The following is a 26,609-nucleotide window of genomic DNA, read 5'->3' as shown; positions in this document are numbered from 1 at the left end:
ATATGACTGAAAGGCAGTTGGCTTTTCTGCTGCGGGCGTTGGCACTGCTCATGGTGTTTGTCATGTCGCCAGCGGCGAATGCGCTTACGCTGCGGGTTGGTGTACCTGATTTCAGGCCGGATATCTATCTGCAGTCGGATGGCCGTCCAGGCGGGGTTCTCGGCGATGTGTTAAGTGAGATTGCCGCTGCCGAAAACTGGACACTCGACGCAAGAGACTGCTATTGGGATGACTGTCTGGCGCAGCTTAAGGCGGGTGCCATTGATCTGTTGCCTAATGTTCAATACACCCCGCAGCGTGCAAAGATATTCGGATTTCCAAGTGTGCCTGTGTTGTTGAGATCCTCACGACTCTATGCCCTGGATACGATGGGGCTGGACACATTAGAACAATTGGATGGCAAGCGGATTGCCGTGCTGGCGGGCTCTGCGCAGTTGGATACCTTGCAGTCGATGCTTGCGCAGATGCAGGTAGCTGCCACGCTGGTCTCCGTCGAGGATCTGGGCAGCGCTTTTGATCTGGTTAGCCGTCACGAGGCTGACGCCGCTATTGCTGACAGTGTGTTTGGTGCGCTGGCCGCGCCGCGCCACCATCTGAAGGCAACCCCTATCAAGTTCCCGGCCGATGAGGTCTTCTATGCCGCTCGCGCAGATATCCAACCGGCGGTGCTTACCGCGATTGATCGTCATCTGGATGCGTGGAAGGCAGATCCGAACTCGGTTTATTACAAAGTTCTTGATCGCTGGGGACAGACGATCCCGGAGCACCGACATCCCTGGGATTTGCATTGGGCGGTGCTGGTTCTTCTGGTGATTTTGTTGCTTGCGGTGGTGGGCTACGGCCTATATCACAAAAGACGAAAACCGGTGCCTTCCACGGTTGTGCGGCTGGACACTAAGGATGATCGTAACCTGGCGCGTGATCTTGCGGATGCGGTCAAAAACGAGCGCTTAACGCTCTACATACAACCGCAGTTTGCTGCGGATGGCCAGGCTGTGGGTGCAGAGCTGTTGGCCAGGTGGCAGCATCCGGTGCATGGCCCGATATCACCGGCAGAGTTTATTCCGATCGCCGAAGCGGCAGGGATGTTGACGTCTTTAACCTGCCAGTTCTTGATAAGTACTTGTAAAACGATACTGTCTCTACAGACACTCGGACATCAGTACCCTCTATCTCTAAACATTTCACCAAAAACGCTTCTGGATCCCGATTTCGTTCGGGTGGTTCGGGACACACTGGCGCAAACAGCGGCGCCGGCCGATTGCCTGATCCTGGAGATTACCGAGGAGATTGCGATTGAGAACCTGGCACTCGCCTTGCAACATATGTCCGAACTGACAGCGTGCGGTGTCCGTTTTTCCATTGATGATTTCGGGACGGGCTACGCGAATCTGGAAAATCTGACAAAACTTCCTCTTTACGAGCTGAAAATAGACAGGAGCCTGATCAGTGGTATTCCAGAAAGTGGAAGGAGCCAGATTGTCGTAGACATGATTTTATCTATGGCGGATCGGCTGGGGCTACAAACAATCGCCGAAGGTGTCGAGACGCGCTCACAGCTGGATTACCTATTGCTGCGGGGTTGCTTTGCTGTTCAGGGATACCTGTTGGCTCGGCCAATGCCAATCGACGATTGGCTGGCACAAGTAAAGAATAATACCTCTTGGTATAGCGCCTAGGCGTCAGCCGCTGCTGCCTTGTAGCCTCGGCACCTCGTTCGAGATTTCCATAAATTCAGATAGCTGGCTGCCGCAGTGAAGCTACCTCTTTCAGCGATGTATGCAAAGAGGATCAAATCATGGGCATAGAGATTTGGGACGTTCGTAAATACAGCGGCTGGCGATGCATTGTTCCAATTATGAAAATACCGTGTTTCATGACGTCTATTTATCGTCATGCTTTGGATCAATAGAATGAGCACATTGTCCGCTTGCCGGGTTGTTCTGGCAGGGCGGTTCTCAATTTCACTCTCATTCGTTCAGGAGTTCAGCATGGGTGTCAGGCTTGCCGTTATTTACTATTCCACCTACGGAACAAATCATCAGATGGCTACCGTAGCCACAGAGGCTGCGCGCGCCGCAGGAGCAGAAGTGCGCTTGCGCAAGGTGGCAGAAACCGCGTCTGATGAGGTGGTGGCCGGCGTTGAAGGCTGGAAAGCCCAGGCCGACCGCACGGCTGATGTGGCAGTCGCTACGGTGGATGACATGGAATGGGCAAATGCCTATCTGTTTGTTGCGCCCACGCGATTTGGTGTGATGGCCAGCCAGATGCGTGCGTTCATCGACACGCTGGGCGGGTTCTGGGCCAAGGGCGGGTTTGCCAACAAGGCAGTGTCGGCCATGTCTTCGGCGCAAAATACCCATGGTGGCCAGGAAGCCACGATCCTGTCCTTTTACACCTCGGTCATGCACTGGGGCGGCATCATCGTGGCCCCAGGCTACACAGATCAGTCGATTTTCAAATCAGGCGGCAATCCCTACGGCTACTCGCATACATACGGAACCGAATTCACCGAAGATCAACTCGATGCAATTCGTCATCAGGCCCGTCGGCTGGTAACGGTTAGCGGGAAACTCATCTGATTGATGTTTGCCGCGATAAAAGCGTCTGATATAAAACCCAGACCGGTGTTTATTCGCCAGTCTGGGTTTTAGCCAGAACTTACGTCATGCTCTCGTAAATTCCGGCTGGGTGTTGCCTGCAGTGATGGCACGGTGGCCTACTTGGTGGCACCGCCTGGGGCCGGGGCGGCCGGTGCGCCCAACGGAGAAGAAGGCGGCTGGGTTTGTTGTTGCTTCATCTTGGCGTTTTGCTGTGTCTGCTCGGTTTTCGCCTGCTTTTCCTCAAGGGTTACGTAGGCAGGGGCCTTTTCCAGAGCTTCCTTGCTCATGGCAACCACTGCGGTCTTGGTGCTGGGATTAAATTTCACTTCGTTTAAAGGTACACCTACTTCTTTGGTGCCGATCCCCAGAAAGCCACCTACACCAACCAATACGTTAACGGTTTTCTGTTCGCGGTTTAAAACCAGATCAGTAATCTTGCCAATATCCTGGGCATCATCGCCGGTGCCATTTTTAACTGGCATGCCTATGATATTGCTGGCCAGCATTTGTGTGGATTTCTGCTGATCTGCGGAGGTATCCGCAGATGCGCTGCTTGCTGCCGAAGTGGACGCCGAATCCGCCGGCGCTTGAGAATCTGATGTTTGTGCAAAAGCGGTACCAGCCATGCTCATGGTTATAACGGCTAATGCTGCAATAGTTTTCTGTGCACGCATGAGATTATCCTCCATGATTAATAAAATAAAACCTCGTAATAATCACGCTACGCTGTTGTCTTAATCAGGGTCAATAACCATTTGGCTGAAAGTGTTAAAAATTATGCATATCCAAATATGAGCCACTAGGGTAAAAATCCTCTCAAGACTGCCAGCCTGCTGGTGTGTGGAATGCGCGGATGCAAAAAAACACGGGTTTTTATTTTTGTCCGTATTAAGATCAGGCTACGATTCCGGCCACTCTGTTACAAGCCAGGCCAGAAGACGCATTGGGCCGACTACCCAGCGCTGTCGATAGTCTAAGACAATCGACACTATAAAAACTATCAATTTTACTTATCAATAGGGATTGCCTACACTGGGTCTGTCGCCAATCAGGCAATTCACCAAACCAAGGAGCCCTCTATGTCCCTGATCAACACAAAGATCAAACCGTTTAAAGCCACCGCCTATCACAACGGCAAGTTTGTTGATGTCAGCGAGCAATCCGTCGCGGGCAAGTGGTCTGTGTTTGTGTTTTATCCCGCCGACTTCACTTTTGTGTGCCCCACAGAACTCGAAGACCTGGCCGATCATTACGCCGAGTTCCAAAAACTGGGTGTTGAAGTCTACTCGGTGTCTACTGATACCCACTTTGCCCACAAAGCCTGGCACGACACGTCTGACGCCATCAGCAAGGTCACCTATCCCATGATCGGCGATCCCACCCATGTGCTGGCCAATAACTTCGAAGTCCTGATCCAGGAAGAAGGCGTGGCCCTGCGTGGCACGTTTGTGGTCAACCCCGAGGGCGAGATCAAGGTGCTTGAGATCCACGACAATGGAATTGGCCGTGACGCCTCCGAGCTGCTGCGCAAAGTAAAGGCTGCCCTGTATATCGCTGCTCACCCCGGTGAAGTCTGCCCCGCCAAGTGGGAAGAAGGCGCCAAGACCCTTACCCCGTCGCTCGACCTCGTGGGCAAGATCTAAGTCTTATCTGCGACACAAAAGGCCGTCGGTCGTCTTTGCCGGCCTTCTGATTTCACCGCTGCCTGTCTACGGGCAGGCAGCGGGTTTCTTTCATGTTCTGCACCCTGTCGGGGCACGCCCAATTGGCGTACTCTGGGGGCAGATTTTTTCCAAAAAGGTGTCAATATGCTGGATGCAAACCTCAAAGGACAATTAGGAACCTACCTCGAGCGGGTCAGTCAGCCCGTCGAGTTGCGGGCCGCCCTGGATGGCAGCGCCCAAGCCCAAGAACTGCGCGCCTTTCTGGAAGAAATCGGCAGCCTGTCCGATCTCATCACCGTGGTCGACGCCCCGGCGGGCGATCAACGTGTGCCCTCATTTGAGATCGCCCGTACGGGCACTGATATTGGCGTGCGCTTTGCCGGTATTCCGCTGGGGCACGAATTTACCTCGCTGGTGTTGGCGCTGTTGCAGGTCGGGGGCCATCCGCCCAAGCTGGATGATGCCGTCATCGAGCAGATCCGCGCCTTGCCGGGCGACTACCACTTCGAAACCTATTTCTCCCTGTCGTGCCAAAACTGCCCGGATGTCGTGCAGGCACTCAATGTGATGTCGGTCATCAACCCGCGCATCCATCACGTGGCTATCGATGGCGCCTTGTTCCAGGACGAAGTCCAGCGCCGCGAGATCCTCTCGGTGCCAGCGGTGTTCCTTAATGGCGAGCTCTTCCATCAGGGGCGTGCCGGGGTTGAAGAACTCCTGGCCATGCTGGATGTGGGCGACGATCAGGCCAAGGTAGATGCCTTGAACGCCCGTGGCGAATTCGATGTACTGGTGGTGGGCGGTGGCCCAGCCGGAGCAGCCGCGGCCGTGTATGCGGCACGCAAGGGTATTGCCACGGGTGTGGTGGCCGAGCGCTTCGGCGGCCAGGTGCTGGATACCATGGCCATCGAAAACTACCTCTCGGTACTGGAAACCGAAGGCCCCAAGTTCGGTGTCGCACTCGAGCAGCACGTCAAGGCCTACGAAGTAGACATCATGAACCTGCAGCGGGCCACCCGACTGGTGCCGGGCAAGTCGATTCAGGTCGAGCTGGCCAATGGTGCGGTGCTGAAGGCCAAGAATGTGATTCTCTCCACCGGCGCCCGCTGGCGGCATATCAACGTGCCCGGCGAAGACGAATACCGCAACCGCGGTGTGGCGTACTGCCCGCACTGTGATGGTCCGTTATTCAAGGGCAAGCGTGTGTCCGTCATCGGTGGCGGCAACTCGGGCGTAGAAGCTGCCATTGATCTCGCCGGCATTGTGGGTCATGTCACCCTGATCGAATACGGCGACGTCCTGCGGGCCGACGAAGTGCTGCAACGCAAGTTGCGCAGCATGGCCAACGTACGGGTTATCACGTCCGCACAAACCACCGAGATTCACGGTGACGGCAAGCGTGTCACAGGCTTGAGCTACAAAGACCGTAGCAGCGGTGAGCTGCATAAGGTCGAACTCGAAGGTGTATTTATCCAGATTGGTCTGGTGCCCAACACCGAATGGCTCAAGGGCGTGGTCGAACTCACCGCGCATGGCGAGATTGTGGTGGATGCCCGTAGCCAGACGTCTGTGCCCGGGGTATTTGCTGCCGGAGACGCCACCACGGTGCCGTACAAGCAGATCATCATCGCGGCAGGGGATGGTGCCAAGGCAGCGCTTTCGGCCTTCGATCACCTGATCCGCTCGTCGGTCGAGCCTGAGGCCGCTGTGGCCTGATCACCAGAGCCCCGCCATGCTGTCGCAATACGGTGTTCTGGACGTCTGGACATATATCGCCGGCACAATCTTTATTGTGCTGCTGCCCGGCCCCAACTCTTTGTTTGTCCTGGTTACCGGGGCAGGGCGGGGCGTGCGGGCGGGCTACCAGGCAGCGTTTGGGGTGTTTCTGGGTGATGCCATCCTGATGACGCTCACCGCAGCAGGCGCTGCTTCGGTGTTGCGTCTTTTGCCCGTGGTGTTTCTGGCACTCAAGGCCGTGGGCGCAATTTACCTTGCCTATCTGGGTGCACGCCTGCTGTGGTCGGCGTGGCACCCTGGGCAACCGTCTGCCACCACCACCGTGTCCAGTGCCGGTGGGCGCCCGTTCCAAAAGGCTTTGTTGCTCAGTTTGCTGAATCCCAAGGCCATTTTGTTTTTGCTGTCCTTCTTTGTGCAGTTTGTCGATCCGGCTTACGCACACCCCGCATTGTCGTTTCTGATCCTTGCCGCCATTTTGCAGCTGTGCAGCGTGCTGTATTTGTCGGCGCTGATCTTCGGCGGGGCGCGGCTGGCGGCTGCCTTTCGTCGCCGGCCGGGGGTGGCACGCACGGGCAGTGCGCTGGTGGGGGCCCTGTTTTTATGGTTTGCCGGGCGCATGGCACTGGACGCCGGGTGACATCATTCATCACGCTGCGTTAATATCCAACATTCACTCATCGTGATGAGTCAGCCGATATTGCCGGACAGGCCCGCGAGATGCGCCTGACACGCTCTTTGGTGCAGGCAATCTGGGTGTCCCTAGGGGTTTATCCCCTTTAGGCCCTTATAGGCATCCTGAGTAGAATTTTTCGAATCCCGGCTGTTTCACCTTGATTCGAACAGGACACTGCATGCCCCCGCGTCTGGCCTTGCGCCACATCACCAAGTCTTACCCAGCCGTACTGGCCAACGACAACATCGATCTCACCGTCGAACCCGGTCAGATCCACGCGGTGTTGGGTGAAAACGGTGCCGGCAAATCCACGCTGATGAAAATCATCTACGGGGTGGTACGCCCGGATGCCGGCACGGTGCAATGGGATGGCGACACCGTACAAATCGCCAGCCCCGCCGAGGCCCGCGCACTGGGCCTGGGGATGGTGTTTCAGCACTTCTCGCTGTTTGATACCTTAACCGTCACCGAAAACATTGCCTTGGGCCTGGCCCCGGACACCCCTTTGCAGGCATTGGCCCAGCGCATCTCCGAGACCGCCAGCCAGTATGGCCTGGATGTGCAGCCGCATCGCCATGTACACACCCTGTCGGTGGGCGAGCGCCAACGCGTCGAAATCGTGCGCGCTTTGCTGGGCAAACCCCGCTTGCTGATTCTCGACGAACCCACCTCCGTGCTCACGCCCCAGGCTGTGCTGCGGCTCTTCGAGGTATTGCGTCAACTGGCGGCCGAGGGCTGCAGCATTTTGTACATCAGCCACAAGCTCGACGAAATCCGCAGCCTGTGTCATTGCTGTACGGTCATGCGCGCCGGCCGGGTTACCGGCGTGTGTGATCCCCGCGAAGAAACCGAAGCTAGTCTGTCGCGCCTGATGATTGGCGCCGATCTGCCGGTACAGCACCGCCAGGCCCGCGAGCCCGGCCCCGTGGTGCTGCAGGTGCAGCAGCTCGATCTCCCGCAAGCACATCCGTTTGCCACACCCTTGTCGCAAGTGTCCTTCGATGTGCATGCCGGCGAGATCCTGGGTATTGCGGGGGTGTCGGGCAACGGGCAGCAAGAGCTCATGGGTGTGCTCTCGGGCGAAGACCGTCGCAGCAGCGCTGCCTCCATCCAGATGGATGGCGCGCCCATCGGCCATCAGCCCACGGCTTGGCGGCGTGCACAGGGTCTGGCCTTTGTGCCCGAAGAGCGCCTCGGGCGCGGTGCGGTGCCCGAAATCTCCCTCGCGCGCAACTTGCTGCTTTCGCACCAGGGGCCGCAAACCCTCAGCCACGGCTGGATCCGTACCGGGGTCGTGCAACGCATCACCACCGAGATCCTGCAGCGCTTCCGGGTAAAGGCTGCCGGCCCGCATGCACTGGCAGGCAGTCTGTCGGGCGGTAACCTGCAAAAATATATCGTGGGGCGCGAGGTCGTACGCAACCCGCGTCTGCTCATCATCGCCCAGCCCACGTGGGGGGTTGATGTCGGTGCTGCCGCGCAAATCCACGCCGAGCTCCTCGCCTTGCGCGATGCCGGCTGTGCCATTTTGCTTATTTCCGAAGAGCTCGACGAGCTCCTTGAGCTTTCGGATCGTGTGGTGGTGATGGCCAAGGGCCGGGTATCACCCGCCTTGGCCCGCGATCACGCCGATCGCGAACAGATCGGCCAGTGGATGAGCGGCCTTTGGCCGGGCGCCCAGTCAGATAACACCCCGGAGCCCGCTCATGCTTGAACTCGTTGCCCGTGCCGAACCCTCCCGCCGGATGGCATGGCTGTCGCCACTGCTGGCACTAGGCCTTACCGCTCTTTGCGGCGTGCTTATGTTTCTGGCGGTGGGCAAGTCGCCCCTGCAGGGCCTGGGGGTGTTCTTCATCGAGCCACTCAGCAGCTTGCGTGGCTGGTCCGAGATCGGCGTCAAGGTGGCCCCGCTTCTGCTGTGCGCGGTGGGCCTGGCGCTGTGTTTTCGCGCCAATATTTTCAATATCGGGGCCGAAGGCCAGCTGGTGCTGGGTGCCATTACCTCCGGCGCGTTCATTTTGCAGTTCGACGATGGCTCGGGTACGGGGGGCGGCCCCCTGATGATCACCTTGGCTTTGGTGGCCGGTGCCTTGGGCGGAGCATTCTGGGCTGGGCTGGTGGCCTGGCTCAAAGACCGCTATCACGCCAACGAGATCCTCGTGTCCCTGATGCTCGTTTATGTGGCGCAATTGCTGCTCAGCTATCTGGTGCATGGCGTCATGCGTGATCCCGACGGCTTTGGTTTCCCGCAGTCGCGTCTGTTTGATTTTGGTTTTTTGTTGCCGGTGTGGCCGGGCACCCGCCTGCATTTGGGGATTGTCCTGGCGTTGGTGGCAGCGTTGCTGGCATGGCTGCTGTTGGCACGCCTGTTTGCCGGCTATCGTCTAACCGTCGGCGGCCTGGCCCCTCTGGCTGCGCGTTATGCCGGGTTTTCGTCCCGGCGGGCGTTATGGGGCTGCATGCTGGGCTCGGGGGCGCTGGCTGGCGTGGCGGGCGCCTGCGAAATCATGGGGCCTATCGGCCAGCTCACGCCGTCGGTGTCGCCTGGCTATGGGTTTGCAGCCATCATTGTGGCGTTTGTCGGCCGGCTGCATCCCATCGGGGTGGTCTTTGCCAGTTTCATCATGGCCTTGTTCTACATCGGTGGCGAGCTCTCCCAAACACGTCTGGGCATGCCCAGCGCCATCACCGGCATTTTTCAGGGGATCTTGCTGTTCTCCCTGCTGGCCTGTGATGTTCTGATCTATCAACGTTTGCGCTGGAGGTCCTGATCATGGATGCCTTGGCCCCACTGATCGCCGCCGCCATGAACGCGGGCACGCCCCTGATGCTCGCGGCGCTGGGCTTATTGATCAACGAAAAATCCGGTGTCATCAATCTGGGCTCCGAAGGCATGATGCTGGTGGCTGCCGCCCTGGGGTTTGCGCTGGCCGTACAAACCGGTAGCCCAGCCGTGGGTTTTATCGGGGGTGCACTGGTTGGTGCCCTGATGGCCGGGCTTTTTGCCTGGCTGGTGGTGTGGCTGGGGGCCAATCAGGTGGCCTGCGGTCTGGCTCTGTCGCTTTTCGGGGTAGGGGTGTCGGCGTCCATCGGCTTGCCGTATGTGGGCGCCACCATCCAGATCTCTACCTGGTCGGTTCCGCTGCTGGGTGATATTCCCTTTGTGGGTCCGGCGCTGTTTCAGCATCATCCCATGGTATATGGCGCCCTGGCCATGGCCGTGTTGTTGTCGTGGTTCTTGTATCGCACCCGTGCCGGCCTGGTGTTGCGGGCTGTCGGTGAATCCCCCGAATCCGCCCACTCACTGGGGTACTCGGTGCGCCGCATCCGCCTGGCGGCCCTGCTGTTTGGCGGGGCGTGCTGTGGCCTGGCTGGGGCGTTCATGTCTTTGGTGTATACCCCGATGTGGGTCGAGAACATGGTGGCCGGGCGCGGCTGGATCGCTCTGGCGCTTACCCCCTTTGCCACCTGGCGGCCTTTGCGGGTGCTGATAGGGGCTTATCTGTTTGGTGGCATCACCATCCTTACGTTCCACATGCAGGCGTTGGGCGTGCCTATTGCCTCGCAGTTGCTGTCCATGCTGCCATACCTGGCCACCATCCTGGTGCTAGTGCTGATTTCCCGCAACGTCAACTGGATACGCATCAATATGCCAGCTTCGCTGGGGCGGGCCTTTAACCCCAACCATTAACCCCAAGGCTGTTGCGCTGCGGCGCCAGCTCCTGCTTAACCGGTAAGATTTCATTCACCGACTCGAACCACGGAGATTTCCGCCATGAATACAGCTTCGATTCTTAAAACCCTGGGGGTGGCCACCGCGGCCGCCTGCCTGTGGGCAGCAGGTCCGGCCTCGGCCCAAGAGCCCCTCAAAATCGGCTTTGTCTATGTCAGTCCAGTGGGCGAAGCCGGCTGGACGTGGCAGCAGGATCTGGGCCGCAAGTACATGGAAGAACAGCTAGGCGACAAAATCAAGACGCAAATTGTCGAAAACGTACCCGAGGGCGCTGATGCCGATCGTGTTATCCGCGATCTGGCCCAGCAAGGCAACAAGCTCATCTTCACCACGTCGTTTGGCTTCATGAACCCCACCATCAAGGTGGCGCGCCAGTTCCCGGACGTCAAGTTTGTGCACTCCACGGGCTACAAAACGGCGCCCAACGTGGCCACCACCAACGCCCGCTTTTACCAGGCCCGCTATGTGGCAGGTGTGCTGGCCGGCCATAAAACACAAACCGGTGTCGTCGGCTATGTGGGTGCGTATCCCATCCCCGAGGTTCTGCAGGGTATCAACGCCTTTACGCGCGGCTTGCGTAGCGTCAAACCCGATGCCACAGTGCGGGTGATCATGGTCAACAGTTGGTTTGATCCGGGTAAAGAGCGTGATGCTGCTTTGGCCTTGCTGGATCAGGGTGCTGATATTGTCACTCATCACACCGACTCCACTGCCACTGTGCAAGCGGCCGAAGAACGCGGCAAATTTGCCATTGCCTATCACTCCGACATGCTTAAGTTTGGCCCGCATGCCCAGCTGGCTGCCGTCACCCATCACTGGGGCCCGTACTTTACCCGTGAGGCCAAGGCTGTACTGGATGGCACCTGGAAACCCGACCAAGTCTGGGGTGGCTTCAAAGAGCATATGGTTGATCTCGAGGGCTTTGGCCCCGCTGTCGACGACGCCCTGAAGGCCGAGCTTAAAGTCAAAGAAGACGCCATTGCTGATGGCAGCCTCAATGTCTTTGCCGCACCGATCAAAACCAATCAGGGCAAGGTGGTGCTGGCCGAAGGTGCCCTGGATGATGCCGGGCTGAATGCCATGGATTATTACGTCGAAGGCGTTGTGGGCGAGCTCAGCAAAAACTAGCCTGCCTTGCGGGGTACCGACCACGTGCTCATAACCTGAGCCACGGGGTCGCCCCCGCTTTCGGGTAGCAGCAGTACCTCACCGGCCGTCATGCGGCCGGTTTTTAATATCCTGGCCTGTGCGATGATGCCGCCCGCGGGTGCTCCGCGCAAAAAGTGGATAGTGAGGCTGGCCGTAACGGCCTCTGGTACGCCAGTGGCGCTGACCACCGCCGCATACAGGGCCAGATCCGCCAGGCCCATCAGCATGGGGCCCGCCACAATGCCGCCCAAACGCTGATTGGATGGGTTGGGTGGCAGCCGTAATGTGGCCTGGCCATGGCGGATATCCTTGATCTCGATACCCAGTACGGCCGCAAAGGGGTGCAGACGTGCCAGCAGATCTTCAAACTCTTTGATGGTGATGCACGATGGCGGCAAGGTATCCGCCAGGGAAGAAACGCTTGTCATGGCGCAAAGGTCAAGGGAAAAGGCCATAGTACACTGGCAAGAACCTGTGCAGCATTACGCCACGGTGGCCCGCTGCACCTTCACTGATACAGGCCAGTCCATGAAACGCGTGTGTGCTTCTCTCGGGATGTTTTCTTTAAGTTTTTTCGCAGTTGCCAGTGTCTGGGCAGCGGCGCCAGCAGCCACTACCTCTGCGGCCCCAGCCGAGGTCACGGCCGCCAATTGCTGGATTCGTCAGTTGCCGTCTCCGGCCCCTTCAGGCGGGTTCTTGGTGTTTCATAATGCCGGCCAGCAGGCCCGTCAGCTCACGTCTGCCAGTTCACCCGATTACGGCCAGGTGATGATGCATCAAACCACCCAGGAAAGCGGCATGAGCAAAATGTCGATGGTGCATCAGGTGGCGGTGCCTGCCGGTGGCAGCCTGGCATTCAAGCCGGGCAGCTATCACCTGATGCTCGAGCAGCCCCGTGATGGCTTGAAGGTGGGCGATCACGTACAAGTCGAGTTTGTTCTTGATAACCAGCAGCAAGTGTCTGTGTCGTGCGAAGTCAAGGCGCCTAACGCCATGCCTGGCATGGGCAAGCACGGCATGAAGCATATGGCGCATTAAGCGCCTGGTGTGGGGCTGGTGCCTTACGTCACAAAATCCATCAGCGCCTTGTTAAACGCCCTGGGGTTGGCCAGGTTCATGCCGTGGGCAGCCAGGGCAATACGTACGCGCTGGGCGGCAGGCAGCCACTGTTGCAGGCGATCCTGACGGTTGCCATACTTGGCCGGGCTGTTGCTGCCACCCACCAGCAATATCGGGCAGTGCAATGCCGAGACATCAGCCACCCGCACGGCGCGGTTGGCTTCCTGTATCTGGGATATCAGCGTCAGCGCGTTATCGCGCGCCATCTCTTTGAACCATGCCACCATTCGGCGCCAGGTATCGAGGCCATTGACGGTATCGATAAAGGCCTGCAAGGCAGTATCGATGGCGCCCGCCTGCAGCTGCTGCACCGTGTCTGCATAAAACGGAGGAGTTTCGGGTTCGTCGTCAAACCGAAACGCTGGGTCGGCCAGGGTCAGCGACAGGCACAAATCAGGCGCCTGGCGGGCAAATTCAAATGCCACCTGCGCGCCACGCGAGTGCCCCAGTACATGAACACCGGCTTGCAAACCCAACTGGCGCACCAGGTGAACAAGATCGCCTGCGTGACGATCGGTGCGGTAAGCCGCCATCGGGTGCGGGCGGGTATCGGGCCAGCAGCCGCGCAAACTGGGCGCAATCACTTGGTGGGATTGGCTCAGGGCTTCAAATTGCCAGCGCCAGTAGCGATAGTCGCATAAAGAGCCATGGACCAGCAAAATAGGGCTGCCCTGCCGGCCCATGCGTGTGTAGTGCAGCACGTCGCTATCGGGCAGTGCCAGCGTGTGTGGCGGTAAAACAGGGGCAGCCGGCATTACAGCAGTTTCAGTTGGCTTTTGGCGGTTTCGGCTGCGTTGCTGCTGGGGTAGTCTTTGATGATGCGTTGCAAGGTGGCCTTGGCGCCTTTCATGTCGTTTAACTCGATCTGGTCGGTGGCCACTACCAGCAAGGCCTCTGGGGCGCGTGCATCATCGGCGTGTGCTTTTACCAGGGCTTGCATCGTCTGGATCGAGCCCTTGAAATCTTTGGCTGCGTATTGGCTGCTGCCTTGATAAAACTGCGCGTCGGCATTTAGGGTGCTGTCGGGATACGATTGCACAAACGTGGCAAAGCTGGTGGCGGCCTCTTTGTAGCGGCCATTGCGGTACTGATCTGCCGCTGCCTCGTAGGCGGCCCGTTGCTGGGGGTCATCCTGGGCCTGTGTGCCGGCACTGGGTGCATTGGTCGGGCCCTCAGGCGCCTGGGCTTGCCGGTTGAGTTGTCCGAGCTCTTCAAGACGGCCACGCATCAGGGCCATTTCCTGGTGCAGTTTGTCGATCTGATCGGCGAGTTGCAGGCGGGCCTGCTGATTTTGGTCTTTGATTTGCTGCAGCTGCGTGCGCAGATCCAGGATCGCACGACGCGCTTCGTCATCCGTAAAAGCATGTGCGGGTGCTGCTGCCAGCGTCAGGGCCATCAAGGTGGCCACAGAAAGCGTGTTTAGACGATGGGTCAGGGCGTGCATGGCATGTTTCCTTTGGGTCGAGAGGTCTGCATCAGAATAAAAAACGCCGTAGCGTCACCGCTACGGCGCTGCCTGCGTCAGGCGACGATCAATGTTGGTAATTGATGTCTGCGCGACGGTTCTCGGCGTAGTCGGCTTCGGTATTGCCTTGAGCTTTGGGACGCTCTTTACCGTAGCTGATGGCTTCGATCTGGTTGGCGTTTACACCCAGTAGTTTCATCATGCGTGCCACGGCATCCGAACGGCGCTGGCCCAAGGCCAGATTATATTCGGAGCTGCCACGGGCGTCGGTGTTGCCTTCGACGCGCACTTTCTGGCCCTGATGGCTGGTCAGATAGTTGGAGTGCATTTCGACAACGCTGCGGTATTGTTCAGGCACCGTGTAGCTGTCGAAGTCGAAGTAGACCGAGCGCTGTTGCGCCAGAGGGCTTTGCGGGTTGAATGGATCCATGATCTGCCCGGCCGACGCCGAATCCGAGCCGGCGCCGCCGGCACCGTTTTCGTCGAGCGGTACGGAGCTGCAAGCTGCCAGAGAGGCAGCGAACGCGGCAATGGTTAGGGTCCTGGTGATGCGCGAGCTCATTGAATGTCCTTTAGAAGAAAGAGTCACACGAAAAAATCAATTCGTGAAAGGGCCCCAGGCTGGTTCGCGAACCTTGCCATTGAGTACCGACAACGTCTGGCGGACACGCCCGTCGATCGAAGTTACTGCCAGTACGCTGCGCCCATTTTGGATGGAACTGTAAAGCACTTGCATGCCATTGGGCGCGTAGCTGGGCGATTGATCGTCCGGACCGTCTGTCAGAAGCTGCTCAGAACCCGAATTCAAGGCTTGGCTAGCTATCCTGAAAGCACCGTTTCTACGTGTAACGTACACCAGTTGCTGTCCATCCGGCGATACCCTAGGTGAGATATTGTAACTGCCGGAGAAGGTGACTCGTTGGGCGTCACCACCCGCCACGGGCACCTTGTAAATTTGAGGGCTTCCTCCCCGATCACTGGTGAAAATCAGGGATTGGCCATCGGGGGTGTAGTCGGGTTCGGTGTCGATCAGCGGAGAGCGCATGACGCGTCGCAAATTGGATCCATCCGCATTGATGGTGTATATCTGCGAGATGCCGTCCATAGACAGCACGATCGCCATGTGCGAGCCATCCGGAGACCACGACGGTGCGCTGTTATTACCCTTGTAATTGGACACCGGCTGGCGCTGTGCAGTGGCCAAGGTCTGGACGTAAATCACCGACTTTCCTGACTCGAAACTGACGTATGCCAGCTTGCTGCCGTCGGGAGACCACGTGGGTGAAATAATCGACTGCTTTGAACGCAACATTACCTGTGGATTTTGGCCGTCCGCGTCAGCAATTTGTAACTCATATCCGTTGCTTGTTTGCAACACATAAGCGATTCGAGTCGAGAAGACGCCGCGTACGCCAGTGATCTTTTCGTAGATTCGATCGGCAATCCGGTGCGCGATCCGACGCATTTCGGATTCGTTTCCGGTGAACACAGCGGAGTCGAGTTCGCTCTTGCGGACGTTGTCGACCAAGCGGTAGCTGACGGTGTATTGGCCACCGTTTTGCTCGACGCTGCCCAGCGCCAGGTAATCAGCACCGCGGGCTTGCCAGGTACCGTAATCCACCGTGCTTTTAAGCGGCAGACTGGCACCGCCGGCACTGATCAGTCGAAATTGACCCGAGCGGGTGAGGTCGGCCCGGATGACTTCCGGGGTGGAGGTGGTGCCGCTGCTGGCACCAGAGAAATCGGCAATGGCGATGGGATACTGGGTGGCGCCCACCCCTGAGATATCCACACGCAGTTGGGCATGGGCAGGGCCAGTGGCCAGGGCAGCCAGTGCCAGGCCCACGCCAGCGGCCGCCGTGCGCCGCCACAGGCGCCCGATAAAGCCGGTAGCTGTAAATACGGTCATGGTTACGATCTCCTTAGTCGTACATGCGGTAATCCACATCAATATACGATGGATACCGCCCGCTAGGCGGTTTGGGGAAGGGAGAGCACGCCAGGATACCTTTGCGTACGGCATCATCAAAACGTGTGTCTCCAGAGGAATGGGTGAGGTCAACACTTTCTACCCGGCCCGAAGAGGCCAACCGGGTACGGAAGCTGGCAGTTGGGTTGCGTGAGCCGCTTTGTGGCGGCACGTTATAGATCACGCCCGGCTGAACGCAGGCGCGCACCTTGGCGGCATAGCCATCGTTACCACCACCGCCCCGCTGATTACGGTCGGCGTTGCCACTGGGGATACCGGCTGCCTCCATGGCCGCGCCTCGCAATGCCGCCTTCAGGGCGTCGCGCTTGGCAGCGGCTTCTTTGGCAGCCTTTTCTTTAGCGGCTTTTTCAGCAGCCGCCTTGTCGGCGGCCTCTTTGGCAGCTTTGTCCTTGGCAGCCTTATCAGCAGCAGCTTTCTCTTTGGCTATTTTCTCGGCAGCCGCTTTTTCTGCAGTGGCCTTATCGGCAGCTGCTTTCTCGGCGGCGGCCTTATCGGCAGCAGCCTTATCAGCAGCAGCTTTCTCGGCGGCTTCCTTGGCAGCCTTTTCCTTGGCAGCCTTATCGGCAGCAGCCTTCTGCGCTGCCGCTTTTTCTGCAGCCGCTTTTTCCTGGGCTAGTTTCTCAGCTGCAGCCTTTGCGTCGGCTTCTTTTTTGGCTTGTTCTTCTGCCAGTCGCTTGGCTTCTTCTTGCGCCTGACGTTCTTTTTCCAAAGCAATCTCGGCTTCAGCCTGGGCCTTGGCAGCCGCGGCCGCGCGGGCCTGGGCTTCCGCTTGTTGCGCCGCTTCGGCTTCACGGGCAGCTTGTGCTTCGGCAGCTGCCTTGGCCTGTGCCGCCGCCTCGGCTTCAGCGGCTTTCTGGACGCTGTCGTCTGGTTTGGGAGGTTCTGGTTTGGGTTCGGGGGTGGGCGGGACGTCAGGCTTCTCAGGGGGCGGAGCGGCCTCTTCAGTGGGTTCCGGCGGAGCGGCCTCGGCCACCGTGCCTTGCGACCAGAGCTCTACCTGCACAGGGCCGGCGTTATCCGGGGCAGAGGAGAAACCCACCACCATCAGCAATACGAGCAGCCCGTGCGCAGCCAGTGATGCGGCCAGGCCAATACGGTCGTCGCGTTTGTCAGAGGACGTATCAGTGTGAAGGAGTCGATCCAGCCAAGTCATGAAACCTTAACCTTGCTTGCGTGAACGGTCACTGATGGCTGCCGGCAGCATTCTGGTTGACGATCAGCCCCAGCTTGGAGACACCGCCGCTGCGTAGCTGGTCCATGACCTGCATGACGGTTTCGTAGGGCACCTTGCCATCGGCCGAGATCACCACCGGGGTATCCGGTGTGGCGGCGGCGCTTACCTCGGCCAGCAGATTGGCCTTGTCGACAGGCCGAAAAGACGCGCCACCCTCGCGCAGTCGCATGGAGAGTTCGCCTTTTTCGTCGATCTGTACTTCGATGGGTTGCAGCGGAACCTCGGAGGCCGTGCCAACAGAAGGCAGCTCGATCTGGCCTGGGGTAATCATGGGCGCCGTCACCATGAAGATCACCAGCAGTACCAGCATCACGTCGATGTAGGGGACGACGTTGATGTCGTTTTTCATCCGGCGGGTGCGGCGGTTGCCAAGTGAGGTCATCTCAGTGCACCTGACGTTGGAGAATATTGAGGAATTCGTCGATAAAGCTTTCGAAACGAATCGACAGACGATCGATTTCGTTGGTGTAGCGGTTGTACGCCAGCACCGCCGGGATCGCCGCAAACAGGCCGATGGCCGTGGCGATCAGCGCCTCGGCAATACCGGGGGCCACTGCCGCCAGCGTGGCCTGCTGCATGGTGGATAGCCCCATGAATGCGTGCATGATGCCCCAGACGGTACCCAGGAGACCAATATAGGGGCTGACAGAGCCAGTGGAGGCGAGGAAGTTGAGGTGGGATTCCAGGCTGTCCATCTCGCGCTGAAAAGCCGCCTTCATGGCGCGCCGAGGGGCGTCCAGCATGGTATCGCCGCGCGTGGACGAGCGTCGTGCCTTGATGAATTCGGTCATGCCGGCATCAAAGATGCGGGCCAGGGCACCGTGCTCGTTGCGACGGCTGGCCACTGCCTGCTGCAGCACGGTCAGATCGCCGCCCGCCCAAAAATCGTCTTCGAAACGGCGGGTTTGCTCGTCTGTGCGCTTCAGGGCGGCGCGTTTGCTGAAAATGTATGTCCAGGACAGCACGGATGCGCCCAGCAGAATCAGCATGACGATCTGTACGGGGATGCTGGCATTGCCAATCAGGGAGAGCAGCGACAAATCGCTCGAGGCTTGCATGGTTAGTGAAGGGCCTTGTTCAAGAGATCCCGAAGGGAAGTAGATAAACGGATAGGTTTGAAGCTGACGGCGTGAACCACACACACTTGGACGGTTGCAGTGGACAGAAGTTCGGTGCCGCGCCAGGCTTGCTGGGAAAACACCAGTGTCGAGGCCCGGATGTCGGTGACGTCTGTGTGGATGCGGATCTGGTCGTCGAGGTGGGCGGCCTGCCGATAGGCAATCTCCGCATGTCTCACCACAAACATCATTTGTTCCTGCACCGCCAGTGTATGTTGATCGACCCCGAGCGCCCGCAGCCATTCGGTGCGGCCACGCTCGAAAAACTTCAGGTAGTTGGCGTAGTACACCACGCCACCTGTATCAGTGTCTTCGTAATATACGCGAATGGTCAGGTCGCCGGAAGTGTTGCTGGAATCTGTCGTCATTTTTTGGTTAAGCCGTGTGACAGGCCACAGAATCCGTATGCCGGTGGTCTGTGGCCTGAATGGCAGGCATCAAAGGGATTGCAGCGTCTCAATCACCCGGGCAGCCGCATCCTGGGGCGCCAGCTTTTGCACCTCGGTATCGCGACGTGCCTGGATCTCGACGATGCCTTCCTTCAGGCTGCGATCGCCAAGGGTAACGCGCACTGGCACGCCGATGAGTTCCCAGTCGGCAAACATGATGCCGGGGCGCACATCGCGATCGTCCAAGATGACATCGATGCCTGCGTCCTTGAGGGATTGGTACAGCGAGAGCGCAGCGTTGCGAACGGTTTCACTTTTCGCCATACCAATGGGGCACAGCACCACTTCGAAGGGAGCCAGCGCCCGGGGCCAGATCATGCCGCGATCATCATGGTTTTGCTCGATGGCAGCGGCGGCGATCCGGCTGATGCCGATGCCATAACAGCCCATCTGCAATACCGCTGGCTTGCCGTCAGTACCCAGATAGGTGGCATTCAGGGCCTTGGAGTATTTGTCTCCCAGGAAAAACACATGCCCCACCTCGATGCCACGCTGAATGGCCAGCTGGCCACCTGCGGGATCCGGGTCGCCGGCCACGACGTTGCGCAAATCGGCCACCAGATGTGGTTCTGGAAGATCACGCCCCCAGTTCACGCCCGTGTAGTGGTAACCCGGCTGGTTGGCACCGCAGACAAAATCGCCCATCTTGGCCACGGTGCGATCTGCGATGATGGTGATGGCATCAGTTGCCAGGCCCACCGGGCCCAGATAGCCGGGCGTGCAATGAAACACGCTGTCGATCTCGGCTTCGGTTGCCAGACGATAGCCGTCTTTCAAACCGGGCAGTTTGCCTACCTTGATCTCGTTGGTTTCGTGGTCGCCACGAATCAGCAGCAACCACAAACGCGCCGGGCCCTTTTCGGGGTCTGTGGCCAGCACCACGGCCTTTACCGTTTTGGATAGTGGCAGTCCCAGTTGTTCAGCCACAATCTCGCACTTGGGGGCCTCGGGGGTGGCTTGTTGCGTAAGGGGTTGCTGTGCTGCCTCACGCGTGGCAATCAGGCAGGGGGCGTCAGCCAGTTCTATATTGGCGGCGTAATCCGAGTCGGGGTTGTAGACGATCAGGTCTTCTCCTGTGTCGGCAATCACCTGAAACTCGTGGCTGCGCGAGCCGCCGATCGAGCCCGTGTCGGCAGCCACCGCCCGAAAGCTCAGGCCCAGACGCGAAAAAATCTGCTGATAGGCCGCGTACATGATGTCATAGCTGGCCAGCGCCGCTTGCTCGTCGCGATCAAAGGAGTAGGCGTCCTTCATGGTGAATTCGCGCCCGCGCATCAGGCCGAATCGCGGTCGGCGCTCGTCGCGAAACTTGGTCTGGATGTGATAGAAGTTGAGGGGCAACTGGCGCCAGCTGTGTATTTCGTTGCGGGCGATGTCAGTGATCACTTCCTCTGAGGTAGGTTGCAGCACAAAGTCGCGTTGATGGCGATCCTTGATGCGCAGCAGCTCGGCACCGTATTGCTCCCAGCGTCCGGATTCCTGCCAGAGCTCGGCCGGCTGCACCACGGGCATCAGCAGCTCGATGGCACCGGCGTTGTTCATTTCTTCGCGGACGATGTTTTCAATTTTGCGCAGTACCTTCAGGCCCATAGGCATGTAGGTGTAGATGCCACCCGCAATCTTGCGGATCATGCCGGCCCGTGTCATTAGCTGGTGGCTAACAACCTCGGCTTCGGCAGGGGCTTCTTTGAGTGTATTCAGGTGGTACTTGCTGGCGTACATGGTAGGGATTCCGCTGGGTACGTATAATCGACAGTAATTGTATTGAATTCACAACCGAGGTGGCCCCATGTTGGATCGCGAAGGCTACCGCCCCAATGTCGGCATCATTCTTGTGAACCAGAAAAACGAGGTTTTCTGGGGCAAACGCATCCGAGAGCACGCTTGGCAGTTTCCGCAGGGCGGCATCAAGCACGGAGAAACCCCCGTGCAGGCGATGTACCGAGAACTCCACGAGGAAACCGGCCTGCGTGCAGAACATGTCCGCATTTTGGGGCGTACACGAGACTGGCTGCGGTATACCGTGCCCGATCATTACGTTCGCCGCGAACTCCGCGGCCATTACAAAGGCCAGAAGCAAATCTGGTTTTTGCTGCGCATGGTGGGCCGGGATACCGATGTTTCCTTGCGGGCTACCGATATGCCCGAATTCGATGCCTGGCGCTGGAACGCCTACTGGGTGCCCCTAGAGGCTGTCATCGAATTCAAACGCGAAGTCTACACCCTGGCGCTCAACGAGCTCTCCAGTTTATTGTTTCGCCGGGGTCGCGAAAATCGCTATTTGCGTCATCGCGGGTCGCGCGGTACCGTACAGGCCAGCCATTCCCCGGCGGTGCCGGGATCGCATTCGTCCCAGACCACCTCCTGAACCAGGATATCCGCATGCTCGAAGATCTAGACGCCTTGTCACGACGCATCCAGAAGGTTGTGCAACTGGCCCAAGGCCTGCAGGCCGAACGCCAAACCCTGCGGGCCCGCATCCACCAGCTCGAGGCCGAGTGCCAGACGCTTAAAACCCAGCAGGCACAAGAGCGCGACGCTTTTTCCCAGATGTCCCAACGAGCCGCCCAGCACGATCACGAGCTTCAGGCCGTGCGTGCCGAAACCGAACAGGCCCGCAGTGCCCTCGAAACCCGGGTTCGCGACCAGCAACAACATGCCGATGCCTTGCAACGGCGTCTGGATGCCACCCAGGAAGACTACGGCCGGCTCAGTGCGGTGGCTGTGGATGCCCAAAAACAGATCGAACTGATCCTTGAGCGCCTTCCCGGCGCGGAGGCCTGACCATGGAACGCGTAGATGTTTCCATCCTGGGTCGCGATTATTCGCTGGCCTGCCCCCCTCAAGAAAAAGACGCCTTGCTGGCGGCCGTCAGACAGGTCGACCAAAGGATGCTCGCCATCAAGGGTTCGGGCAAGGTGGTCAGCAACGAACGCATCGCCGTTATGGCTGCCATCCAGATCGCCAACGAGCTCCTTACCCTGCGCGCACCCGACGGTCCGCTCAGTCAACTTGCCTTGGGTGATTTCAGGAGTAAAATTGACGGCATGAACGGCATGCTTGATGAAATTCTCGGGGATGCCGCTTAAGCAGATTTTCGGATGCCATTTTCTTGCGCATCCAAACTTCTAAGTCCCTGCCGTGTACGTGACTTGGCCATACATTCCTTGAACCAATGCTAATTGGCATCGGTTGCCGGATTGACAGATGGGAGAGCTACCTTCACTGGATAGCCCAAAGCCTGACTGATGGCGACCACCGTGAACCTCAGGTTCCGGGATGCCGGCCTAGACGGCACAAGCGGGGCGTTTACAAATGGTCCACCGTGGTAACACGGTGGGCTTTTGTTTGTCTGGCCTCTCCGGGTATCCTGCGGTATTGGCCGCCAGTCAGATGGCGGTATTCACAGAGGTATTCATGACACCATCCATTTCCTTATCCCGTTTTGCCCTTGTTGGCACCATGGCTCTAGGGCTGGCCGCCTATGGTTCTCTGGCATCTGCCGCACCCCACCACCAAGCCAAGTGGAGTGGTCCTCACGGCCCGACGGCCACGCTGTCAGCGCAAGCCAGTGCCGATGTCTCCCAGGATACGGTTCAGGTTACTCTGGCGGCAGAGCTTTCCGCCGATAGCCAAGCCAAGGTCTCCGAGCAGCTTAACCAGCGGCTGGATACGGTGATGAAACAGGCCAAGGGCCACGAGGGCATCGAAGTCCACAGCGGCAACTATCGTATCTGGCCCACCACCAACCGGGATGGCCAGATCTCCGAATGGCGTGGGCGCGCCGAAATCATCCTGACATCACAAGATTTTTCTGCTGCCTCCAAACTGGCTGGGCAGTTGTCCGGGGATATGCCGATTTCCGGCATGGATTTCTCAGTTTCGCGCGAGCGCCGTCTGGCCCAAGAACAGGCGCTCACTGCTCAGGCCGTCAAGGCGTTTCGCGCCAGGGCGCAGGCGCTTACAGAAGCCCTGGGGTTTGATTCTTATCGCCTGTCTACCATCGACGTCGGCGGCAGTGGCGAAATGCCGCCTTCCCCCGCGCCGCGCATGATGATGGCAATGATGTCAGCCGACAAGGTGGCTGCGCCCATCGAGGGCGGCCAGCAAACCCTTACGGTGTCGGTCAGCGGGACGATTCTTTTGCGGCCCGTAAAAAAAGCCAAAGACCAATAAGCACCATCGGGACAGACAAAATCTGTCCCATGGACAAGCCCCCCATCAGCAGCCCCAGAAACGCGTCGGGTTCCCGGGTGAATTCCACCAGAAACCGAAACGTGCCGTAGCCCATCAAAAACACGGCACTGATCTGGCCCATGGGGCGAGGCTTGCGGGCAAACCACCACACCAGCGCAAACAGGGCAAAGCCTTCCAGGCCCATTTCGTACAGTTGCGAAGGATGGCGGGCGATCCCATCCCCGGAACCCGGGAACACCATGCCCCAGGGCAGGTCGGTTGGCCGGCCCCATAGTTCGCCGTTAATGAAATTGCCCAGGCGGCCGGCGGCCAGGCCCAGCGGAATCAGCGGCGCAATGAAGTCGCCAATGGCCAATAGCGGCTGGCCACGCTTACGGGCAAAAATCAGCATGGCCACAATCACGCCCAGCAAGCCGCCGTGAAACGACATGCCGCCTTGCCAGACATAAAAGATTGACAAGGGGTGGGCCAGGTAGTCGTCAAATTTGTAAAACACCACATAACCGAGGCGCCCGCCCAGCACCACGCCCAGCACGCCGTAGAAAATAATGTCTTCGAGATCCCGCAAATTGAGCTCACCCGGATGATGCTGGATACGCCAACGCCCCAACAACCAGGCCAGGGCAAATCCGGCCAGATACATCAGGCCATACCAATGGATGGCCACGGGCCCTAATTGCAGGGCAATCGGGTTGATATGAGGGAAAGGCATGGACAGGCACCCCGAGGAAACACAATCATGGATAATAACCGTAACGCAGGTTTAACCAGAGGATCGCTTTGATGGCAGTGCGGGTGGCGCAAACACATCTCGGGATGCGGCAAATGCTGCTGTTATTGGCCCTGGGCCTCTTTCCCTGGGGGTCGTCCGCCTGGGCGGATGTTCCCGCAGGCCGGGCACTGGCTGCCCAGCGGCAATGTCTGGGATGCCATCAAGTCGATGCCCGCCGCGTGGGGCCGCCCTTTACAGCCATTGCCCAGCGTTTTCAGGGCCGTGTGGATGCCGCACCCTATCTGGCGCAGCAAATCCGCCAGGGCAGCAGAGGCCAGTGGGGTGCCATTCCCATGCCGGCACAAACCCGGGTGTCCAAAACCGATGCCATCCGGCTGGCTCGCTGGATTCTGTCGTTGGCAAACACGGCGCCTCATTGATCAGGAGTTTCTTATGCAACAGGCAATTTTTGGTGGCGGCTGCTTCTGGTGCCAAGAGCCCGTGTTCCGTGCCCTGGATGGTGTGCTGGATGTACTGCCCGGCTATTGTGGCGGCAGCGTGCCTTCTCCCACCTACCAGCAGGTTTGTCAGCAGGATACCGGTCACATCGAGGTCAACCAGATTCAGTTCGATCCTGCCCGCATCAGCTATCGCACCTTGCTGGAAGTCTTTTTTGGCACCCACGATCCCACCACACCCAATCGGCAAGGCCATGATGTCGGACCTCAATATGCCTCGGTCGTTTTTTACCAGGACGACGCCCAGCACGCAGAGGCTAAGGCAGTGATGGCGGAAGTCCAGGCCCTTCTGTCAGATCCGGTGTGTACGCAGCTTCGTGCGGCGCAGCCGTTTTGGCCTGCCGAGTCCTACCATCAGCAGTATTATCAGCAGCACCCCGAGCAAGGCTATTGCCAGGTGGTGATTGCGCCCAAGATGGCGAAGTTCAGGCAGCGCTACGCCAACCTGCTCAAGCAGGCCTGATACCGTCTTTTCTGGCCAGGTATTGGCCCCACCGGGTGTGTGGTTGTGTCAGGGCAGCCAGTGCGGCCAGTACCATCAGCGTCAGCAGGCCGCGCAGCACCAAAATCACCCACACATTGGCCCCCAGTGCCATAATAAGCAGCGTGTCTTCTATCAGGGCGTGACACAAGGACAGCCACGAGAGTGCCAGCAGGCGCGTGCGCGCACTAAAGTTCTCACGTTCGGCGGCATCGATGATCAACGCTCCCCCATAGGCCAAGCCCAGCAAAACTCCTACGGTGGTCAGCGGTGCAGCACGTTCTTCCAAGCCTGAGAGCTTCAGAACCGGAGTCAGCGCGCGTGTAATCAGGCGCGTGATCTTCAGCCGCTCCAGCAGATCCAGCAAAATCACCATGCCGATGATGACCAGCAGCACCAGCAGCAGGGATTGCACCGTGGAAAGCAGCCAGGTCAGGACATCGGGCGGGCCCTGGGTAAGCCCTGTATCCTGCCCCATCCAGGCAAACGACACCGGATCCTGAAGCCAGCCGGCCGCCTGGCACGTCCAGGTAACGGCTGCACCATACACAATGCCCACGACAATGCGCAGCGTACCGGTTATCCAGGCGCTTGCGCCGGCACGACGCACCACCGACTGTTCTGTGGGTACATTATGCGCAAACAGCATCATGGCACCCAGTGCACTGATCTGGGCTACGTTCATGTCGAGGGTGTCCGACAGTGCGGCCATCGAAGCCATGCCGCCGTAGATATTGGTAATGACGGTTGTGGCCCAGATCAGCCCGGCTTGCGGCGGAAGCCCCAGAAATGCCATGGCGGGTGCCAGAAACTCGCCCACCTGCTGCACCAGGCCCATGCGGTCGGCCGCGTAGACAATCACCATCACGGGCACCATGATGCGCGCAATGGTCATAAACATGCGTGTGCTGCGTTGCCGGATAGTGTTCAGATAAAGAAGGACGTTCATGACAATGGAGGCAGGCCCAGAGTGGCGCAAGGCGCCGATGTGGGCGACTGTACACCAGAAGCGCAGGCTCAATACCCCTGCTGGGGTGGTTACGGATTGCCAGCGCTGGCAGGCCACCTTATCCTGAACGTTTATTGCTGTTCTATCAAAATAGGTTTTACATGACGCCTGCCGAGGATCTCGACCAGACCGATCAACTTATCCTGATGCATCTGCAGCAAGATGGCCGCATCAGCAATCAAGAGCTCGCCCAGCGGGTGGCGCTTTCCCCCAGCCCCTGTCTGCGTCGCGTCAAGCGCCTCGAAGACCACGGCTACATCCAACGCTATGTGGCACTGGCCAGTCCCGAGAAACTTGGTTTGGGTTTGCTTGCCTATATCTCGGTAAGGCTGGATAAATCTTCTCGTGCCGAGCACCAGGGCATCACCGGCTTCGCCCAGGATGTTCAGGGTTGGCCCGAGGTCATCCAGTGTTACGCCATGTCCGGCGATATGGATTATCTGCTGCGTGTCCAGGTCGAAGACCTTGCCGCTTTCTCCCGTTTTGCCATGGATACCCTGATGCGCCATCCCTCCGTGGTAGACATCCGCAGCAGCTTTGCCCTGCAGTCCATCAAAGAAACCACAGAGCTTCCGGTACGCAGTTTGCGCACAACAAAAAAAGCGTGCTATAGTTCGGTCTCTTCGCCGCCGGGCAGTCAGGGTTAACCCCGACAACACAGGGTAAAACCAGTGGTTTGGCAAGCCGAAGCGCAGTCATTTGAAGGCAATGGTCTCGATGGTTGTGCGGGGGTAAAAGGGCGAGGCGCCGGTTTCGGC

30 protein-coding genes and 1 other RNA gene are annotated in these 26,609 nt (G+C 58.8%); 18 read left to right on the top strand and 13 right to left on the bottom strand.

Features of this window, described 5'->3' with window-relative positions:
- The first annotated feature begins 17 nt into the window (after positions 1–17).
- Both WA928_RS10160 and wrbA read left to right on the top strand, forming a co-directional pair.
- A complete protein-coding gene (locus WA928_RS10160; RefSeq protein ID WP_424302956.1) occupies positions 18–1,679 on the top strand; it encodes an EAL domain-containing protein in 1,662 nt (553 codons plus the stop codon).
- 234 nt (positions 1,680–1,913) lie between these two features.
- Positions 1,914–2,582 (top strand): NAD(P)H:quinone oxidoreductase, encoded by a 669-nt coding sequence (gene wrbA, locus WA928_RS10155; RefSeq protein WP_424302954.1) that lies wholly within the window; start codon positions 1,914–1,916, stop codon positions 2,580–2,582.
- Positions 2,583–2,719: 137 nt separating this feature from the next.
- On the opposite strand, the gene WA928_RS10150 is transcribed toward wrbA, so the two are convergent.
- A complete protein-coding gene (locus WA928_RS10150) occupies positions 2,720–3,277 on the bottom strand; it encodes a PRC-barrel domain-containing protein (protein ID WP_424302951.1) in 558 nt (185 codons plus the stop codon).
- Positions 3,278–3,682: 405 nt separating this feature from the next.
- Between WA928_RS10150 and ahpC the strand changes: the two genes are divergently transcribed.
- From ahpC to WA928_RS10115, 7 genes are all read left to right on the top strand, one after another.
- Positions 3,683–4,246, top strand: coding sequence for an alkyl hydroperoxide reductase subunit C (ahpC, locus tag WA928_RS10145; protein WP_350383876.1), 564 nt, complete (start codon positions 3,683–3,685; stop codon positions 4,244–4,246).
- Positions 4,247–4,411: 165 nt separating this feature from the next.
- Entirely contained in the window at positions 4,412–5,983 is a 1,572-nt protein-coding gene (gene ahpF, locus WA928_RS10140) for an alkyl hydroperoxide reductase subunit F (RefSeq protein WP_424302948.1), read from the top strand.
- A 16-nt stretch (positions 5,984–5,999) separates the two neighbouring features.
- The gene (gene leuE / locus WA928_RS10135; protein ID WP_424302945.1) at positions 6,000–6,641 is read left to right on the top strand and encodes a leucine efflux protein LeuE; all 642 of its coding nucleotides are present in this window, start codon (positions 6,000–6,002) and stop codon (positions 6,639–6,641) included.
- Positions 6,642–6,855: 214 nt separating this feature from the next.
- The gene (locus WA928_RS10130) at positions 6,856–8,391 is read left to right on the top strand and encodes an ABC transporter ATP-binding protein (RefSeq protein WP_424302942.1); all 1,536 of its coding nucleotides are present in this window, start codon (positions 6,856–6,858) and stop codon (positions 8,389–8,391) included.
- Positions 8,384–9,448 carry an ABC transporter permease gene (locus WA928_RS10125; protein WP_424302939.1) on the top strand — a complete coding sequence of 355 codons (1,065 nt, stop codon included), beginning with the start codon at positions 8,384–8,386 and terminating at the stop codon, positions 9,446–9,448. Before WA928_RS10130 ends, WA928_RS10125 begins: the two co-directional genes overlap by 8 nt.
- A 2-nt stretch (positions 9,449–9,450) precedes the next feature.
- The gene (locus WA928_RS10120; RefSeq protein ID WP_424302934.1) at positions 9,451–10,368 is read left to right on the top strand and encodes an ABC transporter permease; all 918 of its coding nucleotides are present in this window, start codon (positions 9,451–9,453) and stop codon (positions 10,366–10,368) included.
- 84 nt (positions 10,369–10,452) lie between these two features.
- Positions 10,453–11,538: a BMP family ABC transporter substrate-binding protein gene (locus WA928_RS10115; RefSeq protein ID WP_350383884.1), complete on the top strand. Its 1,086-nt coding sequence runs from the start codon at positions 10,453–10,455 to the stop codon at positions 11,536–11,538.
- Here WA928_RS10115 and WA928_RS10110 read toward each other — a convergent pair.
- Entirely contained in the window at positions 11,535–11,987 is a 453-nt protein-coding gene (locus WA928_RS10110) for a PaaI family thioesterase (protein WP_424302931.1), read from the bottom strand. The genes WA928_RS10115 and WA928_RS10110 overlap by 4 nt on opposite strands.
- A 100-nt stretch (positions 11,988–12,087) precedes the next feature.
- On the opposite strand from WA928_RS10110, the gene WA928_RS10105 reads away from it, so the two are divergent.
- Complete coding sequence (locus WA928_RS10105; protein ID WP_424302928.1) at positions 12,088–12,597, top strand: copper chaperone PCu(A)C; 510 nt, start codon at positions 12,088–12,090, stop codon at positions 12,595–12,597.
- A 23-nt stretch (positions 12,598–12,620) separates the two neighbouring features.
- Here the strand turns inward: WA928_RS10105 and WA928_RS10100 are convergent, their stop codons facing one another.
- The 9 genes from WA928_RS10100 to WA928_RS10060 all read right to left on the bottom strand — a co-directional run bounded on the left by WA928_RS10100 (position 12,621) and on the right by WA928_RS10060 (position 20,656).
- Positions 12,621–13,433 (bottom strand): alpha/beta fold hydrolase, encoded by an 813-nt coding sequence (locus WA928_RS10100; protein WP_424302925.1) that lies wholly within the window; start codon positions 13,431–13,433, stop codon positions 12,621–12,623.
- On the bottom strand, positions 13,433–14,122 hold the full coding sequence (gene ybgF / locus WA928_RS10095; protein ID WP_424302922.1) for a tol-pal system protein YbgF: 690 nt from the start codon (positions 14,120–14,122) through the stop codon (positions 13,433–13,435). The genes WA928_RS10100 and ybgF overlap by 1 nt, the downstream gene beginning before the upstream one ends.
- Positions 14,123–14,210: 88 nt before the next feature.
- On the bottom strand, positions 14,211–14,705 hold the full coding sequence (gene pal, locus WA928_RS10090) for a peptidoglycan-associated lipoprotein Pal (RefSeq protein ID WP_350383890.1): 495 nt from the start codon (positions 14,703–14,705) through the stop codon (positions 14,211–14,213).
- A gap of 36 nt (positions 14,706–14,741) precedes the next feature.
- Positions 14,742–16,052: a Tol-Pal system beta propeller repeat protein TolB gene (tolB, locus tag WA928_RS10085; protein WP_424302919.1), complete on the bottom strand. Its 1,311-nt coding sequence runs from the start codon at positions 16,050–16,052 to the stop codon at positions 14,742–14,744.
- Between the two features lie 13 nt (positions 16,053–16,065).
- Complete coding sequence (tolA, locus tag WA928_RS10080) at positions 16,066–17,286, bottom strand: cell envelope integrity protein TolA (protein ID WP_424302916.1); 1,221 nt, start codon at positions 17,284–17,286, stop codon at positions 16,066–16,068.
- A gap of 28 nt (positions 17,287–17,314) precedes the next feature.
- Positions 17,315–17,749, bottom strand: coding sequence for a protein TolR (gene tolR, locus WA928_RS10075; RefSeq protein WP_424302913.1), 435 nt, complete (start codon positions 17,747–17,749; stop codon positions 17,315–17,317).
- A gap of 1 nt (position 17,750) precedes the next feature.
- Positions 17,751–18,425, bottom strand: a complete 675-nt coding sequence (gene tolQ / locus WA928_RS10070; RefSeq protein WP_350383895.1) for a protein TolQ — start codon at positions 18,423–18,425, stop codon at positions 17,751–17,753.
- 2 nt (positions 18,426–18,427) lie between these two features.
- Positions 18,428–18,853, bottom strand: coding sequence for a tol-pal system-associated acyl-CoA thioesterase (gene ybgC, locus WA928_RS10065; RefSeq protein WP_350383897.1), 426 nt, complete (start codon positions 18,851–18,853; stop codon positions 18,428–18,430).
- Between the two features lie 69 nt (positions 18,854–18,922).
- Complete coding sequence (locus WA928_RS10060) at positions 18,923–20,656, bottom strand: proline--tRNA ligase (RefSeq protein WP_424302909.1); 1,734 nt, start codon at positions 20,654–20,656, stop codon at positions 18,923–18,925.
- A 67-nt stretch (positions 20,657–20,723) separates the two neighbouring features.
- Here WA928_RS10060 and WA928_RS10055 point away from each other — a divergent pair, with 67 nt between their 5' ends.
- The 5 genes from WA928_RS10055 (at position 20,724) to WA928_RS10035 (ending at position 23,110) form a co-directional block, all read left to right on the top strand.
- Positions 20,724–21,302 (top strand): RNA pyrophosphohydrolase, encoded by a 579-nt coding sequence (locus WA928_RS10055; protein ID WP_424302906.1) that lies wholly within the window; start codon positions 20,724–20,726, stop codon positions 21,300–21,302.
- A 14-nt stretch (positions 21,303–21,316) separates the two neighbouring features.
- Positions 21,317–21,718 (top strand): hypothetical protein, encoded by a 402-nt coding sequence (locus tag WA928_RS10050; protein ID WP_424302903.1) that lies wholly within the window; start codon positions 21,317–21,319, stop codon positions 21,716–21,718.
- 2 nt (positions 21,719–21,720) lie between these two features.
- A complete protein-coding gene (locus WA928_RS10045; protein WP_424302900.1) occupies positions 21,721–22,023 on the top strand; it encodes a cell division protein ZapA in 303 nt (100 codons plus the stop codon).
- A 41-nt stretch (positions 22,024–22,064) separates the two neighbouring features.
- Positions 22,065–22,245, top strand: a non-coding RNA gene (gene ssrS, locus WA928_RS10040) — 6S RNA.
- Between the two features lie 106 nt (positions 22,246–22,351).
- On the top strand, positions 22,352–23,110 hold the full coding sequence (locus tag WA928_RS10035; RefSeq protein ID WP_424302897.1) for an SIMPL domain-containing protein: 759 nt from the start codon (positions 22,352–22,354) through the stop codon (positions 23,108–23,110).
- On the opposite strand, the gene lgt is transcribed toward WA928_RS10035, so the two are convergent.
- The gene (lgt, locus tag WA928_RS10030) at positions 23,061–23,843 is read right to left on the bottom strand and encodes a prolipoprotein diacylglyceryl transferase (protein ID WP_424302894.1); all 783 of its coding nucleotides are present in this window, start codon (positions 23,841–23,843) and stop codon (positions 23,061–23,063) included. The two genes, WA928_RS10035 and lgt, sit on opposite strands and share 50 nt — an antisense overlap.
- Before the next feature lie 104 nt (positions 23,844–23,947).
- On the opposite strand from lgt, the gene WA928_RS10025 reads away from it, so the two are divergent.
- Positions 23,948–24,283 carry a c-type cytochrome gene (locus WA928_RS10025; protein WP_424303101.1) on the top strand — a complete coding sequence of 112 codons (336 nt, stop codon included), beginning with the start codon at positions 23,948–23,950 and terminating at the stop codon, positions 24,281–24,283.
- 13 nt (positions 24,284–24,296) lie between these two features.
- The gene (gene msrA, locus WA928_RS10020; protein ID WP_424302891.1) at positions 24,297–24,824 is read left to right on the top strand and encodes a peptide-methionine (S)-S-oxide reductase MsrA; all 528 of its coding nucleotides are present in this window, start codon (positions 24,297–24,299) and stop codon (positions 24,822–24,824) included.
- Here msrA and WA928_RS10015 read toward each other — a convergent pair.
- On the bottom strand, positions 24,811–25,791 hold the full coding sequence (locus WA928_RS10015) for a hypothetical protein (RefSeq protein WP_424302888.1): 981 nt from the start codon (positions 25,789–25,791) through the stop codon (positions 24,811–24,813). The genes msrA and WA928_RS10015 overlap by 14 nt on opposite strands.
- Positions 25,792–25,952: 161 nt before the next feature.
- Here WA928_RS10015 and WA928_RS10010 point away from each other — a divergent pair, with 161 nt between their 5' ends.
- Entirely contained in the window at positions 25,953–26,498 is a 546-nt protein-coding gene (locus WA928_RS10010) for an Lrp/AsnC family transcriptional regulator (RefSeq protein WP_424302885.1), read from the top strand.
- The last annotated feature ends 111 nt before the right edge of the window (positions 26,499–26,609 follow it).

The sequence above is a fragment of the Castellaniella sp. genome, from assembly GCF_049651205.1.
In the GTDB taxonomy this organism is placed as follows: Bacteria; Pseudomonadota; Gammaproteobacteria; order Burkholderiales; family Burkholderiaceae_B; genus Castellaniella.
The sequence above is the reverse complement of the archived record's forward strand: the minus strand, read 5'-3'. Positions and strand labels throughout refer to the sequence as shown.